The 17,603-nt window shown below is 62.1% G+C and carries 18 protein-coding genes and 1 pseudogene; 10 read left to right on the top strand and 9 right to left on the bottom strand.

Annotated elements, in window-relative coordinates; translation table 11 throughout:
• The first annotated feature begins 152 nt into the window (after nucleotides 1-152).
• Nucleotides 153-731 (top strand): hypothetical protein, encoded by a 579-nt coding sequence (locus K3146_RS00985; protein WP_221544352.1) that lies wholly within the window; start codon nucleotides 153-155, stop codon nucleotides 729-731.
• 76 nt (nucleotides 732-807) lie between these two features.
• On the opposite strand, the gene parC is transcribed toward K3146_RS00985, so the two are convergent.
• The 3 genes from parC to K3146_RS00970 are packed head-to-tail and all read right to left on the bottom strand — an operon-like array spanning nucleotide 808 to nucleotide 5,026.
• Nucleotides 808-3,102, bottom strand: coding sequence for a DNA topoisomerase IV subunit A (parC, locus tag K3146_RS00980; protein ID WP_221544351.1), 2,295 nt, complete (start codon nucleotides 3,100-3,102; stop codon nucleotides 808-810).
• A gap of 60 nt (nucleotides 3,103-3,162) precedes the next feature.
• Nucleotides 3,163-4,221 (bottom strand): alpha/beta fold hydrolase, encoded by a 1,059-nt coding sequence (locus K3146_RS00975; RefSeq protein ID WP_221544350.1) that lies wholly within the window; start codon nucleotides 4,219-4,221, stop codon nucleotides 3,163-3,165.
• A gap of 28 nt (nucleotides 4,222-4,249) precedes the next feature.
• Nucleotides 4,250-5,026, bottom strand: a complete 777-nt coding sequence (locus K3146_RS00970; protein ID WP_221544349.1) for an ion transporter — start codon at nucleotides 5,024-5,026, stop codon at nucleotides 4,250-4,252.
• Between the two features lie 144 nt (nucleotides 5,027-5,170).
• Here K3146_RS00970 and K3146_RS00965 point away from each other — a divergent pair, with 144 nt between their 5' ends.
• The 3 genes from K3146_RS00965 to K3146_RS00955 all read left to right on the top strand — a co-directional run bounded on the left by K3146_RS00965 (nucleotide 5,171) and on the right by K3146_RS00955 (nucleotide 7,934).
• Nucleotides 5,171-5,728, top strand: coding sequence for a type 1 glutamine amidotransferase domain-containing protein (locus tag K3146_RS00965; RefSeq protein WP_221544348.1), 558 nt, complete (start codon nucleotides 5,171-5,173; stop codon nucleotides 5,726-5,728).
• A gap of 173 nt (nucleotides 5,729-5,901) precedes the next feature.
• Complete coding sequence (locus tag K3146_RS00960) at nucleotides 5,902-6,942, top strand: DUF4349 domain-containing protein (protein WP_221544347.1); 1,041 nt, start codon at nucleotides 5,902-5,904, stop codon at nucleotides 6,940-6,942.
• Entirely contained in the window at nucleotides 6,939-7,934 is a 996-nt protein-coding gene (locus tag K3146_RS00955; RefSeq protein ID WP_221544346.1) for a DUF4349 domain-containing protein, read from the top strand. Before K3146_RS00960 ends, K3146_RS00955 begins: the two co-directional genes overlap by 4 nt.
• Here K3146_RS00955 and K3146_RS00950 read toward each other — a convergent pair.
• Nucleotides 7,931-8,086, bottom strand: a pseudogene (locus K3146_RS00950) (2Fe-2S iron-sulfur cluster-binding family protein); the annotation flags it as partial. The gene K3146_RS00955 and the pseudogene K3146_RS00950 sit on opposite strands and share 4 nt — an antisense overlap.
• Nucleotides 8,087-8,125: 39 nt before the next feature.
• On the opposite strand from K3146_RS00950, the gene K3146_RS13520 reads away from it, so the two are divergent.
• On the top strand, nucleotides 8,126-8,257 hold the full coding sequence (locus tag K3146_RS13520; protein ID WP_282098452.1) for a hypothetical protein: 132 nt from the start codon (nucleotides 8,126-8,128) through the stop codon (nucleotides 8,255-8,257).
• Nucleotides 8,258-8,303: 46 nt separating this feature from the next.
• Here K3146_RS13520 and aqpZ read toward each other — a convergent pair whose 3' ends face one another.
• The 4 genes from aqpZ to K3146_RS00930 form a co-directional block, all read right to left on the bottom strand.
• On the bottom strand, nucleotides 8,304-9,029 hold the full coding sequence (aqpZ, locus tag K3146_RS00945) for an aquaporin Z (RefSeq protein WP_221544345.1): 726 nt from the start codon (nucleotides 9,027-9,029) through the stop codon (nucleotides 8,304-8,306).
• 90 nt (nucleotides 9,030-9,119) lie between these two features.
• Nucleotides 9,120-9,446 (bottom strand): 2Fe-2S iron-sulfur cluster-binding protein, encoded by a 327-nt coding sequence (locus tag K3146_RS00940; RefSeq protein WP_345723454.1) that lies wholly within the window; start codon nucleotides 9,444-9,446, stop codon nucleotides 9,120-9,122.
• Complete coding sequence (locus tag K3146_RS00935) at nucleotides 9,443-10,537, bottom strand: cysteine desulfurase family protein (RefSeq protein WP_221544343.1); 1,095 nt, start codon at nucleotides 10,535-10,537, stop codon at nucleotides 9,443-9,445. The genes K3146_RS00940 and K3146_RS00935 overlap by 4 nt, the downstream gene beginning before the upstream one ends.
• Nucleotides 10,534-11,619, bottom strand: coding sequence for a cysteine desulfurase family protein (locus K3146_RS00930; RefSeq protein WP_345723794.1), 1,086 nt, complete (start codon nucleotides 11,617-11,619; stop codon nucleotides 10,534-10,536). Before K3146_RS00930 ends, K3146_RS00935 begins: the two co-directional genes overlap by 4 nt.
• A gap of 130 nt (nucleotides 11,620-11,749) precedes the next feature.
• On the opposite strand from K3146_RS00930, the gene K3146_RS00925 reads away from it, so the two are divergent.
• Both K3146_RS00925 and K3146_RS00920 read left to right on the top strand, forming a co-directional pair.
• A complete protein-coding gene (locus K3146_RS00925) occupies nucleotides 11,750-12,406 on the top strand; it encodes an alpha/beta hydrolase (protein WP_221544342.1) in 657 nt (218 codons plus the stop codon).
• Nucleotides 12,407-12,569: 163 nt separating this feature from the next.
• A complete protein-coding gene (locus tag K3146_RS00920; protein ID WP_221544341.1) occupies nucleotides 12,570-13,238 on the top strand; it encodes an energy transducer TonB in 669 nt (222 codons plus the stop codon).
• Nucleotides 13,239-13,256: 18 nt separating this feature from the next.
• On the opposite strand, the gene K3146_RS00915 is transcribed toward K3146_RS00920, so the two are convergent.
• Complete coding sequence (locus tag K3146_RS00915; protein ID WP_221544340.1) at nucleotides 13,257-13,466, bottom strand: hypothetical protein; 210 nt, start codon at nucleotides 13,464-13,466, stop codon at nucleotides 13,257-13,259.
• 117 nt (nucleotides 13,467-13,583) lie between these two features.
• Here K3146_RS00915 and K3146_RS00910 point away from each other — a divergent pair, with 117 nt between their 5' ends.
• The 3 genes from K3146_RS00910 to K3146_RS00900 are packed head-to-tail and all read left to right on the top strand — an operon-like array spanning nucleotide 13,584 to nucleotide 17,427.
• Nucleotides 13,584-13,958, top strand: coding sequence for a DUF3597 domain-containing protein (locus K3146_RS00910; RefSeq protein ID WP_221544339.1), 375 nt, complete (start codon nucleotides 13,584-13,586; stop codon nucleotides 13,956-13,958).
• 36 nt (nucleotides 13,959-13,994) lie between these two features.
• On the top strand, nucleotides 13,995-15,851 hold the full coding sequence (locus K3146_RS00905) for a DUF885 domain-containing protein (protein ID WP_221544338.1): 1,857 nt from the start codon (nucleotides 13,995-13,997) through the stop codon (nucleotides 15,849-15,851).
• Between the two features lie 37 nt (nucleotides 15,852-15,888).
• Nucleotides 15,889-17,427, top strand: coding sequence for a DUF1570 domain-containing protein (locus K3146_RS00900; protein WP_221544337.1), 1,539 nt, complete (start codon nucleotides 15,889-15,891; stop codon nucleotides 17,425-17,427).
• The last annotated feature ends 176 nt before the right edge of the window (nucleotides 17,428-17,603 follow it).

Below are 17,603 nucleotides of genomic sequence, written 5' to 3'. Positions count from 1 at the left end.
GTTTGCCATAGAGCAGGCCGCTTCCTCGGGAAGGGGGGCATGCGGCCATCATCGGGGCTTCCACTCTCGTTGCCGCTCTTACCGTTCAGACCCGTTTGCAGCGCGTTTCGCGTGCTGTGGGCGCATAAGTTTACTACGTCTTGGAGAAACACATGAAACTCGCAAAGCTGGCCCTCGCAGCCGTCGCACTCGCCGCCACCCCCGCGCTCGCCAACGAGCAGGTCGTGGCAGGCGCCACCGTCACCGGTCCGGAAGGCAATGAAGTCGGCACCATCGTCTCGGTCGACAACGGTCAGGCCGTGCTCGACACCGGCAAGCATCAGGTGCCGCTGGGCGTCGACATGTATGGCCAGAGCGAAGCCGGTCCGACCATCACCGTGACCAAGGAACAGCTCGATGGCATGATGGATGCGCAGATCGCCGAAGCAAATGCAAAGCGTGACGCCGTACTCGTCGTCGATGCAGCCGTGCTCAGCGCCGACGGCCAGCCGGTCGGCACCGTCTACACTGTCGACAGTGAAGACATGGTCATCCTCAAGGGCGATGCCGGCATCGTCACCCTCAACCGCGACAGCTTCGCCCTGAACGGTGAAGGCGCGCTGATGGTGCTCTACGCCGCAGCCGACCTGACTGCCAACATGACGCCGGTTGCCGAAGGTGCGGAAATCCTCACCCCGGCGCAGGCCCGCGCGAAGCAGGCTGAAGCTGCTGCCGACGAAGCAGGCGAATAATCCAGATCAAGCAGTTCCCTGGGAAACCAGGGTCGCAAGGGACCGGGGGTGCGCAAGCGCCTCCGGTCTTTTTGTATCACCCGAACTTGTTGTCGCGCGGGAAGCCTTGTGGCGGCAGACGCCCCGCCCCGCCGCGAGCGACCTTCCACTGCCACATCTCGGTCTCGGTACGAGTGCGATCTCCCTTGCCGCCCATCGCCCAGCTGAGGCCTTCCTCCATCGTGAAGGTCGTGGCGTCGGACAAGCCGCCGTCGCGGTAGTTCTGGAGTTTGTTGCCCTGCCCCTTGGCGAGGCGCGGCAACTCTTCGAGGTTGAAGACAACCAGCTTGCGGTTCTCGCCCACCACAGCGACGTGGTCGTGCGCCTTGCTGATCGGACGCGCGACGACAAGCTTTACCTTGTCCTTCACATTCATCACCTGACGACCCTTGCGCGTTTCGGCGAGCATCTGGTCGGTGGTCACGGCAAAACCCTTGCCGGTGCTGGCGGCAAGCAGGACTTCCTGCCCCTCTGCATGCACGATCACCGCGACGATCTGCGCCTGCCCATCGATGTCGAGCGTGTTTCGAACCGGCTCGCCGAAACCGCGTGCGCCGGGCAGCTTGTCGGCCCCCAGCGTGAAGACCCGCCCGTCATCACCAATCAGCAACAGCTTGTCGGTCGTCTGGGCGTGGAGGACGAAAGCGTGCCCATCGCCTTCCTTGTATTTGAAATCTTGGTCGAGCGGCAGGTGGCCCTTGGCTCCGCGCACCCAGCCCTTCTGCGAGAGGATCACCGTCACCGGCTCCTTCTCGATCATCGCATCCATGCTGAATTCGACCGCCGGCGCAGCCTCTTCGATGGTGGTGCGGCGGCGGCCGAGGTCGGTGTCTTCCGAATATTCCTTACGCAGCGCATTGAGGTCGCGCTTCAGGCGGGTGCGCTGTCGGGCCGGGCTGCCGAGCAGCTTTTCCAGCTCATCCTGTTCTTTGAGCAGCTCATCCTTCTCATTGCGGAGCTGCATTTCTTCCAGCTTGCGCAAGCTGCGAAGGCGCATGTTGAGGATCGCCTCGGCCTGCCTGTCGGTGAGCTTGAACTCCTCCATCATCACCGGCTTGGGCTCGTCCTCCGTGCGGATGATTTCGATCACGCGGTCGAGGTTGAGGAAGGCGATGATATAGCCTTCGACCAGCTCCAGCCGCCGCGCGATCTGGTCGAGCCGGTGCTGGCTGCGGCGCTGAAGGATGTCGATCTGGCTGGCGATCCAGTTGTCGAGCAGTTCCTTCAGCCCCATCACCATCGGCGTGCGCGTATGGTCGAGCACGTTGAGGTTGAGGCCAAAGCGCGTTTCCATGTCGGTGAGCTTGTAGATGCTCTCCTTCAGCAGCTCCGGGTCCACATTGCGGCTGCGCGGGACGAGCACGATGCGGATCTGCTCGTCGCTTTCGTCTCGCACATCTTCGAGGATCGGGAGTTTCTTGTCGGCAATCGCCTGCGCGATCTGCTCGATCAGCTTGCCCTTGGCGACCTGGTAGGGAATCTCGGAAATGACCAGCTGCCATTGGCCACCGCCCAGCCGCTCGATGCCGGCAGCCTTGTCCTCGTCCTTTTCCGCTTCGGCTGCATGGAAGCGGCCGCGCACTCGGAAGGACCCGCGACCCGTTTCATAGGCGTGGCTGATCACCTCGGCGCTTTCGGGCACGACCCCGCCGGTGGCGAAGTCCGGCCCCTTGAAGATTTCCATCAGCCGCGCGTGTTCGACATGCGGGTTGTCGATCACTTCCAGCGTCGCATCGACGATCTCGGCGACGTTATGGCTCGGGATATTGGTCGCCATGCCCACCGCAATCCCGCTTGCCCCATTGGCTAACAGGTTGGGGAAGAGGCCCGGCATGATTTCCGGCTCTTCTTCCTCGTTATTATAAGTCGGAATGAAGTCGACCGTGCCCGCGTCGAGGCCTTCCATCAGGCGCATCGCCGTCTTGGTCAGCCGCGCCTCGGTGTAGCGATAGGCCGCAGCGTTATCGCCATCGATATTGCCGAAGTTCCCCTGCCCTTCCACCAGCGGATAGCGCAGCGCGAAATCCTGCGCGAGGCGGACCATGGCATCATAGGCTGCGGTATCGCCATGCGGGTGGTATTTACCGATGACCTCGCCCACTACGCGCGCCGACTTCTTGAACCCACTTGCGGGATCGAGCTTCAACTGGCGCATGGTCCACAGCAGGCGCCGGTGAACCGGCTTCAACCCGTCGCGCAGGTCGGGCAGCGAACGCGCGGTGATCGTGCTCAGCGCGTAAACAAGATACCGCTCGGAAAGGGCGCTATCGAAAGGTGCATCGACGATCGCGTCGAAAGGATCAGAATCATCTAAAGTCTTGGCGTCGGACATCCCACCGGCTTAGCAATGCGCGCGGCCCATAGGGAGGGGCGTTTCCACAGGGAATCTGCGCTATTCATCGTCCGTACTGTCGGCGGTCAGCTCGCCATGCACGCCGACGATCGCAGCGGCAATTTCCTCGGGCACTTCTTCCTGCAGGAAGTGACCGGCCTCGGTCTCGGTCACGGGGGCGTTGGGGAAGAATGCCTTCATGCGCTCCAGCCCCGAGGCCAGGATGGGATCGCGCATTCCCCAGACCAGTGCGGCGGGAATATCCAGCGTTTCGACATAGGCCTCGATTTCGCGCATCTGCTCGGCACTTGGATGGTCCGGCCCGGTCGGGACCATCCGCATGAGCGCAAGCGGGGCTTTTTCGTTTCCTGATTGGACTACCGGCTGGCTGTAGAGCGCGATCACATCCTCCGGCATGGAATCGGGGTCGCCCTGGATCGCGGACAATCGCGGCCAAAGCGGTGAAAGCCCCCCGATCGCCAGCTCGCCGATGATCGGGCGGTTTGCCATGGCATGCGCGTCGGACAGGCTTCTCTCTTCGGTCGGCGCTGCGAAGCCGGTGTTCATCACGACCGCGCCCTTGAGGATACCCGGAGTGCGGGCCAGTGCGCCCATTCCCACGGGACCACCCCAGTCCTGGCCGACATAGATGACCTCTTCGATCGCGAGCTCCTGAAGGACCCCCGCCATCCAGCGCATGTGATTATCGAGAGTGTGCTCGCTTGCCGGGATCTTCGACGAGAATCCCAGGCCGGGCATCGTCGGCATGATCAGGCGGTAAGTGTCGAGCGGCAGCTGGCCGGCAACCTTGCGGTAGAGAAGCGCATTGGTCGGGTTGCCGTGCTGGAGATAGACCGGATAGCCCGTTCCGACTTCGAGCACGTGGATCTTGATGCCGGGTTCGGGCTCGACGAAGTAGCTCTTGGTACCCTCGGGCAAGACTTCGGAGGCATAGGCCGGAAGCGGGAAAGCTTCGTATTCGCCGCTGGCAATCGCTACCGTCCCTTCGCCTTGCGGGGTAACGAGATCGCCATCGCGGCCGAGCCACAAGCCGTAGCCCGCCAGCCCGATGGCAATTATGGCGATGACCGCAAGAAGTCCGAGTACAAACCGTTTCATCGTCGATCCTCCAAGCAGTGAAAGCCGGTCAATGATCGCCGTCTCGGCGCAGCTGCGCAACCTCTTCTCGCAACAGCTTCAATTGATGGATGATTTCCTCGCGCTCGTCATGCGCCTCGTCTTCCGTAGCCTCAGCCATGGCGTTGACGATGACACCGATGAAGAGGTTGAGCACGATGAAGCTGGTGAGCAGGATGAAAGGCACGAAGAACGCCCAGGCATAAGGGTAGACCTCCATTACCGGCCGTACGATCCCCATCGACCAGCTCTCCAGCGTCATGATCTGGAACAGCGAATAGAGCGACGCGCCGAGATTGCCGAACCATTCGGGGAATGCCTCGCCGAACAGCTTCGTGGCCATGACCGCGCTGATGTAAAACAGCAGCAGCAGCATGACGATCACGGTGCCGATGCTGGGGATCGCGCTGAACAGACCGACGATAACCTTGCGCATGCTCGGCACGACCGAGATCAGGCGCAAGGCACGAAGGATGCGCAGCGCGCGCAGGACACTGAATGCACCCGATGCAGGCATCAGCGCGACGCTGACGATGGCAAGGTCGAAGACGTTCCAGCCATTGCGGAAGAAGCGCCAGCCATAGGCAAACAGCTTCAACGCCAGTTCGACGACGAATATGCCGAGCGCAATCCGGTCCAGCAGACGGATGGTTTCGCCGAATCCTGCAATCACGCCTGGAGAAGTCTCGAGGCCCAGACCAAGGGCATTGATGACGATGACGGTGATGATGAAGCGCTCGAAAGCGCGCGTCTCGACCAGTCGGCGAACGCGTTCGCGCAGGCTCATGTCTAGCAACTCCAAACCGGGAAATCTGCCCTGACACGGGCCACGCACGGCCTGCCCTAGCACTGCCACGGCTCACCTGTCACGACGGAACGTCGGCCGGTCTCCACACGTTGCATGGGTAACACGAAATCAAGGAGTTACCCTATGACGAAACGCATCATGATCCTCGCCACCAATGGCTTTGAACAGTCGGAACTGATGAAGCCCAAGGCCAATCTCGAAGACGCCGGTTTCGAGACCACCGTCGTGAGTCTCGAAAAGGGCGAAATCAAGGGATGGAAGGACAAGGACTGGGGTGACAGCGTCACGGTCGACAAGACGGTCAACGAAGTGAGCGATTGCTCGGATTATGACGCGCTGCTGCTGCCGGGCGGCCAGATGAACCCCGATATCCTGCGAATGAACGAGCGCGCCATCGCCATCGTCCGTGAATTCGACATGGCCGGCAAGCCGATTGCAGCGATCTGCCACGCGCCGTGGTTGCTGGCAGAGGCCGATATCGTGAAGGGCAAGACCGTCACCGCTTGGCCCTCGATCCGCACCGACCTGAAGAATGCAGGCGCAAATGTGGTCGACCACGAAGCCGCAGTGGACGGCAATCTCATCACGAGCCGCAATCCGGACGACATTCCGGCATTCAGCAAGGCCCTGATCGAGATGCTCGGCGAGAGCGTGGACAAGCGTGAGCTTGAAGCCGCATAACCGACTGAAATATTGATCTTTGCAGAGGCCTCGCCGCATCACGCGGCGGGGCCTTCTCTTTGCCCGAACTTGACACATCTTCGCTAAAGGATACGTTGTATCATTCATTGCAACTTGCAAATGTGGCTGAATTGTGGCCACAATAGGGCGAAATTGTGGTGAGGAGAGAATCGATGATGCAACGTTCTGTCTTGATGGCCGGCCTGTCTGCCCTAGCTCTCGCATCGTGCGGAGAGCCGGATCGTAAGGAGACGGTCGAATATGCGACCACCATGGATATCGAAGCGGCGGCAGAGGCCCCGGAGAGCGAATTTGGCTTCATGGAGGCCATGGAGTCCGGCCCATCCCTGCCCAGCATCGCGTCACCCCCACCTCCTCCGCCTGCACCGCCGCGAACCAACTCCGTACGGGAGACGGTCGACACAATCCCGCCCTCGGCGACCACGCCGGTCCCCGTGGGCATGCCGCAGGTGGCCTACACCTATGCCTACGGCTTCCGGGTGGCGCCGAACCTCATCCGCCCCATGCAGGAAAAGCACGCCGACATGTGCGAGGCCAAAGGGCCGAGCGTGTGCCGGATCGTCTCGATGAATTCGGGCGAGAGCGAGGGAGACTATGCATATGGGAGCCTGCAGATCGCCATCGCCAGTGGCCAGGCGCGGACCTTCGGCAAGGCGCTGACCGCGACCTCCGAAGGCATGAAAGGCGAACTTGTCTCCTCATCGATCGAGGGCGAGGACCTGTCCAAGCGCATCGTCGACACCGAGGCACGTTTGCGCGCCCGCACCGTGCTACGCGACCGGCTGATGGATGTGCTGCGCAACCGCAAGGGCACGGTCGCGGAACTCGTGGCGGCAGAACGCGGCGTTGCGCAGGTCAACGAAGAGATCGACCAGGCGCGCAGCTGGCTGAACGAGATGCGCGGCCGCGTTGCCTATTCGACCATGACGCTCGAATACCAGGCAGGCACACCCAGCGAAGGCGGTTTCCTCGACCCGATCCGGAGTGCCTGGGGCTCGCTTGCGACGATCTTCGGCAATCTCATCGCCGTACTGATGATCCTCGGCTTCGTGATCCTGCCGATCGGCCTGCTGATCTGGGGCGCGATCCGGCTCTTCAAGCGGATCGGCTTATCGACAGGTATCGGCAACGAGGGGTGGACGCGGCCTGAAGAGCGGCCGACTGAGACAACGGCAGAGAAGGAGGTTGAATGAACATTCGCACGCTCATTTTTGTAGGCTTCTCTGGTCTTCTTGCTGCGGGTTGCAGTGAAGCAGAACCGGAAACCAGTCCGCGCGATCTGATTACGCAGGTCGAGCCGAGGTCCGACGACTCAGCACCTCAGACATCTTTCGGCTTCATGGAAGCAATGGAGACGGGGCCCGACTTGTTCGGAGAGGATGCTCCCACCGCCCGCGACAGCGTGGCTAGGGTTACGCGCAAATCCGAAGCAGAAGCAGCCGATGCAAAGCCCGCCGATGCCGCCACCTTGAATGCGCAGATCGCCTATACCTACGGCTACGGCTTCAGGATCGGTGAGAACAAAATCGACGAGCTCCAGCAGGCACACGTTGCCATGTGCCAGTCGCTTGGCACTCGCTGCCGGGTAATGCGCATATCGCGAGCGACCGCGGATAGCTGGGACGGGTTCGGGGAACTCGAACTCCAGATTGCCGCCGATGACGCGAATACTTTCGGTGGAAACATCTCCGGTCCGGCGGAAAGGCTAGGGGGCGAATTGGTCTCGTCGGTCCGTGACGGTGAGGATTTGAGCGAACAGATCATCGACAGCGAGGCTCGTCTGGAATCACGCTTACTATTGCGCGAGAAGCTCACCGCCATCCTTCGCAACAATCGCGGCTCGGTCGATGAGCTCCTGAAAGCCGAGAAGGCCGTGGCCGACGTCAACGAAGAAATCGACGCCACGCGCTCAAAGCTTGAGAAGTTGCGCAACCGCATTCGATACAGCGCGGTTAGGATCGAATACGAGCCTTTCTTTGGCGAGACACAACTTGGCTTCAGCCGACCGGTGATGACCGCTGCCCGTTCTATCGGCACCACGCTTGGAACCTCGATCGGATTCCTGATCTACGCGATTACTTTCCTGACCCCGATCATCCTATTACTGCTGGCTCTAAGGTGGATACTTCACCGCTTCGGTTTACGCATCCGTTGGTGGCGCAATCCCAAGGCGCAAGCCAGCTAGCGGCTCATGTCGTGGCTCTCGGCGGGGATGGTGACGGCGAGCCCGTCCAGTTCCTCGTCGAGCACGATCTGGCATGACAGGCGGCTGTTGCGTCGCACGCCTGCTGCGAGGTCGAGCATGTCTTCCTCTTCTTCGCTGGCTTCAGGCAGGCGCGTACCCTCGGCAAGGCGCTCGCCGCGAGGTCGGAAGGCATGAAGGGTGAACTGGTCTCCTCCTCGACCGAGGGCGAGGACCTGTCCAAGCGGATCGGCCTGTCGAGCGGGATCGGCAATGACGGGTGGCTACCGCCCAGCGCCAAGGAACCCGAGCAGGACCAGGGCTGATCGATGTGCGGGCAGTGGCATATCAAGCCAATGCCCGCATTCGCATTCAGGCTGCGTCGCCGTCGCCACCGATACCTTCGAGCGATTCATCGGGTGCGATGAGATACCGCCAGAGGGCCGCACCTATGGCAGCACCGACCAGCGGGGCCAGCCAGAACAGCCACAGCTGCCCCACGGCCGCCGTCTCGGCGTAGAAGGCCACCCCGGTCGAGCGTGCCGGATTGACCGAAGTGTTCGTCACCGGGATCGAAATCAGGTGGATCAGGGTGAGGCAGAGGCCGATCGAAATCGGCGCGAAGCCGCCCGGTACCTTCGACGATGTCGATCCCAGGATCACGATCAGGAAGAAGGCGGTGAGGACGACTTCGGCGAGCAGTGCCGCCTGCATCGAGAAACCGCCGGGTGACAGATCGCCGAAGCCATTCGATGCAAAGCCGCCGGGTGACCATCCGGCCTGCCCCGACGCGATGACGAACAGCGTCCCTGCTGCGGCAAAAGCACCGAGGAGCTGGGCAATCCAGTATGGCACCAGCTCGCCCCATGAGCAGCGCTTCGCCACGGCAAGGCCCAGCGAAACCGCAGGGTTGAAATGCCCGCCTGAAATCCCGCCGACGGCATAGGCCATGGTCAGCACCGTAAGGCCGAAAGCGAAGGAAACCCCGACGAACCCAATTCCAAGTTCAGGGTATCCCGCCGCCAGTACTGCGGCACCACAGCCACCGAATACCAGCCAGAACGTCCCGAAAAGCTCCGCTGCAAGTTTGCGTATCATAGCAGTCCTCCATCCCATGAGACTGGGAGGTAAATTGCTACCGAAACTTCCAAAAGGCAAAGTCACGGCCCTGAGGCGGTGGAAAACTCCCTAGCGGCTCATGTCGTGGCTCTCAGCGGGGATGGTGATGGTGAGCCCGTCCAGTTCCTCGTCGAGCACGATCTGGCAAGATAGGCGGCTGGTGCGGCGCACGCCTGCGGCGAGGTCGAGCATGTCTTCCTCTTCTTCGCTGGCTTCAGGCAGGCGGTCGAACCATTCTTTCTCGACCACCACGTGACAGGTCGAACAGGCCATCTGGCCTTCGCAGGTCCCCTCCAGCGGCATACCGGCGGCCTGGGCGACGCGAAGGAGGCTTTCCCCTGCCTCGCCAGTCGCATCGACCTGGTCGCCTGCGGAAGTGATGAAATGGACCTTCACAGCGATCCCTGCGCCTTCGCCGCCTCGTTGATGATCCGGCCCGCTTCCTCGATTTCTTCCATCGTCGTGTAGCGCCCGAAGCCGAGGCGGATCGAGCATTTGGCGAGTTTCTTGGGCAGTCCGATCGCCTCGAGCACATGGCTCGTGCGGCCCGATCCGCTGGCACAGGCCGATCCGGCGGAGAACATCACATTGCGGCATTCGCTCATCAATCGACCCACATCGAGCCCGCCGCCGTTGGGGCCGCGCGGGCGGATGTTGAGATTGCCATGATAGCGCGCTTCCGAACTGCCGTTGATCTCCCAGTTCTCGAAGATCTCGGTGGCGCGTTTCCAGAGCTTCTGGACGTGTTCGGCATCCTGCTCCATCCGGTCCTTTGCCTCGGCGGCGGCCGCGCCCATGCCGGCGATCAGGGCAGGCGAGAGCGTGCCCGAGCGCAGGCCGAACTCCTGGCCGCCACCTGTCTGGACCTCGTGCAGGTCGAGCCCGTCGCGCACCCACAGCGCGCCCACGCCTTTTGGCCCGTGAAACTTGTGCGCGCTCACCGCGATCATGTCGGCGCCGGTGACCTCGATCTTGCCATAGGCCTGCACCGCATCGCACAGGTAGAGCGCGTTGTTCTCCTTGGCCTTGCGATGCCACTCGACCGTGGGCTGGATCACGCCGATCTCGTTATTGACCTGCATCAGGCAGACCAGCCGCGTGTCCTGCGGCAGGTCCTGCTTGGTATTGCACTGCCCGTCCTTGGCGACGTTGAGCACGTGGCAATTGGCCAGATCGCGCGCCGTATCGAGCACGGCGGCATGTTCGATCGCAGAGACGGAAATGGAGCCACCATTCCCTGATCCGCGAATGGCCAGATTGATCGCCTCGGTCGCGCCAGAGGTGAAGATAACCTTGCCGCCCGGCGGAAACAGCGCGGCGACCTGATCGCGCGCGAATTCGATGGCGGCTTTCGCCTCGCGACCCATCTTGTGCGGGCTATGCGGATTGCCGAAACCGGTGCCGCCCGGGCCGTCGAGCCAGCGCATCATCGCATCGCGCGCCTCAGGGGCAAGCGGGGTGGTGGCCTGGTAGTCGAGGTAGATCATGCTTTCGCCAACTCAAGCCATATCTCGCAGAAGCGTTCCACCTCATCGCGCCTGGTGTTCCAGCCGAAGCTGGCGCGGATGGTGCGGTCGGCGACGTCGGGTTCGACCTGCATGGCCTGGAGGACGTGGCTGGTCTTCATCGTCCCGCTCGAACAGGCGCTGCCCTGCGAAACCGATATCCCCGCCATGTCGAAACGCATGACCTGAGCGCTGCCGCTCATCTTCGGCATGGCGATGGCGCGGATATAGGGCGTGGGGTCCGAAAGGCGGTCGGACAGCCACGTGCCGCCTAGGTCACGACATTCCTGCGCAAGCTGGTCGAGCGGTTCGAGGATCGTCGGGTCGAGATAGGGATCGCCGCAAGCCTCCAGCGCCGCCGCCATGCCAAGCACTCCGGGCAGGTTTTCAGTTCCTCGCCGATAGCCGCGCTCCTGTCCGCCTGATGGCTTGAGCAAGGCAAAATCCTTCACCAGCAAGGCGCCGACACCGATAGGTCCGCCGAACTTGTGCGCTGAGATAATCGCCATGTCCGCGAGTTGAGGCAGGGCAAACTTGCCGGCAGATTGCGCGCAATCGACCAGCAGCAGACCATCGTGCCCGTGGACGACCTCGGCCACCATTCCACTATCCTGACGATTTCCGGTCTCGGAATTGAGATGCTGGATTGCGACAAGTCGTCGATTTTCGATGTGGTCCCGCGCATAGTGAGATGGTTCTGCCGAGTGTTCGTCGAGGCTGCCGAAGTCGACCGAACCATCGGCAAACGCGCCCACAACATCCAAGCCTCTTTCTCGAACGAAGCCGTAGATGCAGTCGTGTTCGACCGAACTGACGACTTCGTCGAGCACGTCAGCGCTGTCGATGGCCAAAGCCGCCGCCTCGCTCGCACCGGAAGTGAAGATCACCTCGCCTTCCCAGCCGAGCGTTTCCTTGACCCGCTCGCGTGCGTCCTCCAGCGCGGCCCTTGCCCGGCGGCCTTCGGCGTGCGGGCTGCTGGGATTGGCCCAGAGCGCAAAGCCTTCCTCCATCCCCGCGCGCGCTTCGGGTCGCAGCGGCGTGGTGGCGGCATGGTCGAGATAGATGCGGTTCGTGACGGGACGGGGCCTTAATTTATTGCGATTTTGCAGCGAAACCCTATATAGCGCGCCACTTCGCGCAAAGCCCTTTCGGGTGCAAGCGCCTCGACAAATTCTACTGGGGTACACCTCCTACATGCCCACCGTGATCTTTCCCGGCCCCGAAGGCCGCCTCGAAGGCCGTTTCTCTCCCGGACCCCGCCCGCGCGCACCCGTGGCGATGATCCTCCACCCGCACCCGCAGGGCGGCGGCACGATGAACGAGCAGATCACGCAGCGGCTCTACAAGACCTTCGTCAATCGCGGTTTTGCAACGCTGCGCTTCAACTTCCGCGGCGTCGGCCGCAGCCAGGGCAGTTTCGACAATGGCATCGGCGAGCTTTCCGATGCTGCAAGCGCGCTCGACTGGGTGCAGCAGGTCCATCCCGAAGCGCAGGTGACCTGGATTGCCGGCGTAAGCTTCGGCGCACTGATCGGCATGCAGCTTCTCATGCGTCGCCCTGAGATCCGCGGCTGGATCAGCATCGGCGCACCGGCGAGCATGTACGACTTCTCCTTCCTCGCGCCCTGCCCGGCCTCCGGCATCTTCATCCACGGCGCGCAGGACACGGTGGTCCAGCCCAACGCGGTCACCAAGCTGGTCGAGAAGCTGCGCACGCAGAAGCACATCACCGTGCATCACGAAGAGATCCCGCGCGCGAACCACTTCTTCGAGAACGAGCAGGAAGAGTTGATGAAGTCGGTCGACAACTATCTCGACTTCCGCCTCGATCCGGCCTGCCCGATTACGTAGAACGCGAGGCCTCAGGCTTGCAGATCGATCAAGGGCCCGGATTCCGGGCCCTTTTTCGTGCTGCAGGACGGACTCCTGACAAGCACCGGACAAGCATCTTGCATTCCACAGGTAATGTTGTAACATGCCAACCAATGGGAATCGCAAGGAAGAGGAACCGACAATGTCTTACGTAGACCAGAATAGGGGACCATCCGCAGCCGGGCTGGCAAGCTCGATCATCGTGCAGGCCGCCATTGGCGCTACGATCATTGCAGGCCTGAGCGTGACGCAACTCGTCGCGCCGCCGAAGCCCGACGATCCTCCGATAATCGAATTCGAGAAAGAGATACCGCCCAAGCCCCCCGAACCAGTCGAGAAGGCGCAGGACGCAAAACCCGAGAAAACGACTGTCCACGTGCCCGACATTCCGATCGACATCTATGTCGACCGCACGCCGATAGAGGTCGATATCGAGCTTCCTCCCCCGGCTCCGCCGAGCCCCGACATCTGGCCCAAGGCTGACCCCGGACCGCCCGCTCCCGTGGCCACTTTCGATCCTGTCTCGGCCAAGCCGCGAAACGATCCGGGTGCGTGGCTTAGGGACAGCGACTACCGCCCGACCTGGGTGCGGCGCGAATATACAGGAGTTGCGCGCTTCCGGCTCGACATCTCCGCCACCGGACAGGTCACAGGCTGCCGTATTCTCGGCTCGACAGGTCACACCGATCTCGATGAAGCGACCTGCAAGCTCGTCCAGCGACGCGCGAAATTCCAGCCTGCGCGCGGCGGCAATGGCGAGCCGGTTGCCGGTAGCTACACCTCCTCGGTGCGCTGGCAGCTGCCCGAATAGCCTCCTGCGGGTCGCTGCCTAGTCGGAGCCCCGTTCGACCTTGTCGAGCGGGGCTTCTCCGTCTGCCGCGGGTATTGTCCAGATCGCGACATTGGCCAAAGCGACCAGCGCGAGGATCACCATCAGGAAGGCATTCTTGAAATTGCCCGTCCTGCGCCACAGCAGGAATGCCCCGAAGAACAGCGCGACAGCAGCGAGGACAACGATCGAAAGGACGGTATCGAGCATGGCGCCGTGCTAGCGCTTTCGCATCTTGGTGGAAAGCGGTGGAACGTAGAACTGCCAATGCCGTTTAGTGGTCAAACAGGCGGCAAAATCGCCGCGCAAGCAGAGGAAGGGTGAAAGATGGGTATCTTCAGCAGCATCAAGGAAGCGATCTTCGGCAAGGAAGCCAAGGCACAGGAAGCGCCCGAGGCCAAGACGGGCAACGCATGGGCCGATGCCCCGACCACCCAAGCGCGCGCCGTAAGCGAAGTCGATGTCGAGCAGCAGCTCGATGCCATGGAAGGTTCGGACCGCCTCAATTGGCGCACCTCGATCGTCGACCTGATGAAACTGATCGGGGTCGATTCAACCTACGAAAACCGCAAGGCGCTGGCACAGGAACTGGGCCGCGAAGATTATTCGGGTACGGCCGAGGACAATATCTGGCTGCACAAGCGCACCATGCGCGAATTGTCGGCCAATGGCGGCAAGGTCCCCGCCGAATTCCTCGATTGATTTGACTTGGTTTTGCGGCTCGCGCACAGCGGCCGCATGACCAATCACAGCTTCGAAACGACCCGTCGCCAAGTCCTTGCCGGACTTGGCGCGACCACTGCTCTCACGCTCGGAGGATGCACCTCGCTCCCGCGCGCCGATGGCGCGCCGGCAAGCGGCGCTGCCGGAGCGGAACGCCTGCTCGAAGAAGTCGCCTACCGGCTGCTCGAACATGAACCGACGCGTGCTACCGGCCTTGGCGTCGATACCGGACCCTACGCACACCTGCGCGGCCGGCTGGAAGACGCGTCACCCGTAGGCCTGGAGGCCAAGGCCGCCACGCTGAAGCAGGATCTCGAGCGGGTAAAGGCCTTCCCCCGCCAGGGGCTGGACAGCACCAGCCTGACCAATCTCGAAGTGGTCGAAAGCGCGTACCGGCTTGCGCTCGACGGGTTGGCGCTGCCCTATGGCGACGTGCCGGTCGGCAGCTGGCGGACCGCGCCCTATGTCGTGATCCAGAACGTCGGGGCCTATCTCGACCTTCCGCGCTTCATGCAATCCAGCCATCTGATCGCGCATGGCGACGACGCCGATGCCTATATCGAACGCTTGCAGCAGATGCCCGCGGTCTTCGACGGCGAGCTCGAACGGATCCGTTCGGCCCGTGCGATGGGGCTGGTGCCGCCCGACTTCCTCCTCGACAAGGCCATCGGCCAGATGGAGCAGACCATTGCCAGCGCCGGCAAGGGCGAGCTTTTCGCCAAGGACCTGCAGGCCAAGCTCTCCGAGAAGGGGATGCAGCACAGCCACGGCAGGATGGCGATGACCCTTGAAACCGGCCCGATCGCCGAGGCGCTCGAACGCCAGTTGGCCGAATTGCGGGCCGAGCGCGCTGTCGCGGCGGGCGATCCGGGCATGTATGCGCGGCCGCAGGGCGAGGAATTCTATTCCTGGGCGCTGCGCTCCAGCACGACGACAACCCTTACGCCGCAGGAAGTCCACCAGCAGGGGCTCGAAGAGCTCGAGGCGCTCCATGCCCGCATGGACCCGATCCTGCGCACGATCGGTTATACCGAGGGCACCGTTGGGGCCCGCATGGCCGCGCTCGCCGACGATCCTCGCTACAAGTTTGCCGAAGGCGATCCGGGCCGTGAAGAGATCATGGCATTCATCAATGACCGGATCGATTGGATCAGGGCGCAGATGCCGCGCGCCTTCAACACGCTGGTCGATCCCAATCTCGAGGTGGTCCGCATTCCGCCGGCCGAGGAAGTGGGCGCGCCGGGTGCCTATGGCGGATCGGGCAGCAAGGACGGGACGATCCCGGGACGGTTCTGGATCAACCTCAGGACAACCGACCTGCACCGCAAATACGACCTTGCAGATCTCACCTTCCACGAGACCATTCCCGGCCACGTGTGGGAAGGCGAATTCTCTAACCGGCTGCCGCTCATCCGCTCGATCCTCGCCTTCAATCCGTTCAGCGAAGGCTGGGCGCTTTATGGCGAGCAGTTGGCCGACGAGCTTGGCGCCTATGACGGCTTCGAGGTCGGCCAGCTCGGATACCTCCAGAGCCTCGCCTTCCGCGCCTGCCGCATGGTGGTCGACACCGGTCTCCACGCCATGGGCTGGAGCCGCGAGCGGGGCCGCCAGTTCTTCATCGAGCGCAATGGCTCGAAGCCGGTCGAAGTCTTCGGCGAGGTCGACCGCTATTGCAGCTGGCCGGGCCAGGCGACCGGCTACAAGCTCGGCCACAGCCGCATCGTCGCCCAGCGCGAGAAGGCCCAGCGCGAACTCGGCGCTGCCTACGACCTCAAGGCCTTCAACGACGCCGTGGTGCTGGGCGGCAACGTGCCGATGGACGTGATGGAAGCCAATGTGGCGCGGTATATTGGACTTGTTAGGGATAGCTGATCTAATAATGATTCGAATTCATCGAGGGGGTCGCCGGATGTTTCGAATACTCGCACTGCTTTTTACTGTTGTCGTAGTCGCCCAGCCCGTACAGGCACGCTGGTATGAGGCGTCGAGCGAGCACTTCGTCATCTATGCCGATGACAGTGAGAAAGACGTTCGGCGGTTCGCGGAGGACCTCGAGAAGTTCCACGCGGCCATGGAATCGGTCAGTGGCCGCGATCTGCCTTCTCCCAGCCCATCAAACCGGGTCACAATTTTCGTGGTGGGCGATCAGGACGACATTCGTGACTTATACGCGGGTGAGAACAAGAACGTCGCCGGGTTCTACATTCCGCGTGCGGGTGCATCGCGGGCCTTTGTGCAGGACATTCGGCTTAAGCGCGGCTACCCGAGTTTCTCTACCGTCATCCTGCTACACGAATATGCTCACCACTTTCTCATCTCGAGCTCCCGCTATGGGATGCCGCGCTGGCTTAGCGAGGGTGCAGCGGAATTCTACGCCTCTGCGAGCTTCGAGAAGAATGGTACCGTTCGGATCGGGCGCCCGGCCGAGCACCGAGCGCTCGAAATTGCCTATGCAACTCCAGTCGCAGTGGAGGAGTTGTTGGATGCGGATCTTTACGAAGCCAGACGCGGCAAGCGTTATGATGCCTTCTATGGCTGGAGCTGGGCACTCTATCATCTCCTGATCTTTGACGAAAACCGCGCCGGGCAATTTTCCAGATACTGGATGCTTTTGAGTACGGGCTCCTCCTCGCTCGAAGCCGGGCGCGAAGCCTTTGGCGACCTCAGCGTCCTGCAGCGCGAGCTGGAGCGATACGTCCGCCAGCGGAGCATGCTGAGTTTCGTACTTCCACCTGAGAAAATTCCTTTCGGCCCAGTTTCGATCCGCGAACTCTCGGCAGGCGAAGCCGAGATGATGGAAGTTCGGATACGTTCTCAGCGCGGCGTTTCTCGCGAGGAGGCGCTCGAGCTGGTCGTGGATGCAAGGGCGATCGCGGCGCGTTATCCGGATGATCCCGGCGTCCAAACGGCGTTGGCCGAAGCCGAGTTCGATGCTGGCTTCGATGATGCGGCGATCGCAGCCGCGGATCGCGCACTTGCAAGTGATCCATCGCGGGTGAACGCCTACGTCCAGAAGGCCTATGCCCTATTCAGCAAGGCGTCCGAGGCTGAAGATGCCGATGCAGCATATCAGGCCGCAATGAAGCCATTATCCGACCTCAACAAGCTGGAACCCGACCATCCGGCACCGCTAATCTACTACTACCGGACTTTTGTCGAACGCGGCGTCGCGCCCAGCGATCTGGCACGTTCTGGCATATTACGTGCAGCCCAACTATCGCCATTTGACATGTCGCTCGCAATGAACGCGGCCCTTATCCAGGCCGCGCAAGGACAAATTGCTGACGCAAAGATCAGGCTGCACCCTCTGGCGATGAACCCGCACGGAGGCGGGTTGAGCGAACAAGCCAAGCTCTTCCTTGCCGATCTGGAAACAGCCGATGAAGGTCGCCCATGGTTTCCCGGTATTGGCGCGACATATGCCGAGGACGTGTCGGCAGAGGATTAGGTTGCCGACAATAGCCGGCGGACGTTTACTTTAACGCCGCACCAGACCGCCAACGGTCGAGCCGGGTATCTCGCCCAGCCCGCCGCCGCCGAGACCGCCGCACGAGCTTTGACCGGGCACTTTGACACGGACCTAGGACCTTTTCTCCTCGCTGACCGTCCCTAAGTTGCAGCGAC

The organism is Qipengyuania vesicularis, assembly GCF_019711415.1.
Classification (GTDB): Bacteria; Pseudomonadota; Alphaproteobacteria; order Sphingomonadales; family Sphingomonadaceae; genus Qipengyuania; species Qipengyuania vesicularis.
The sequence above is the reverse complement of the archived record's forward strand: the minus strand, read 5'-3'. Positions and strand labels throughout refer to the sequence as shown.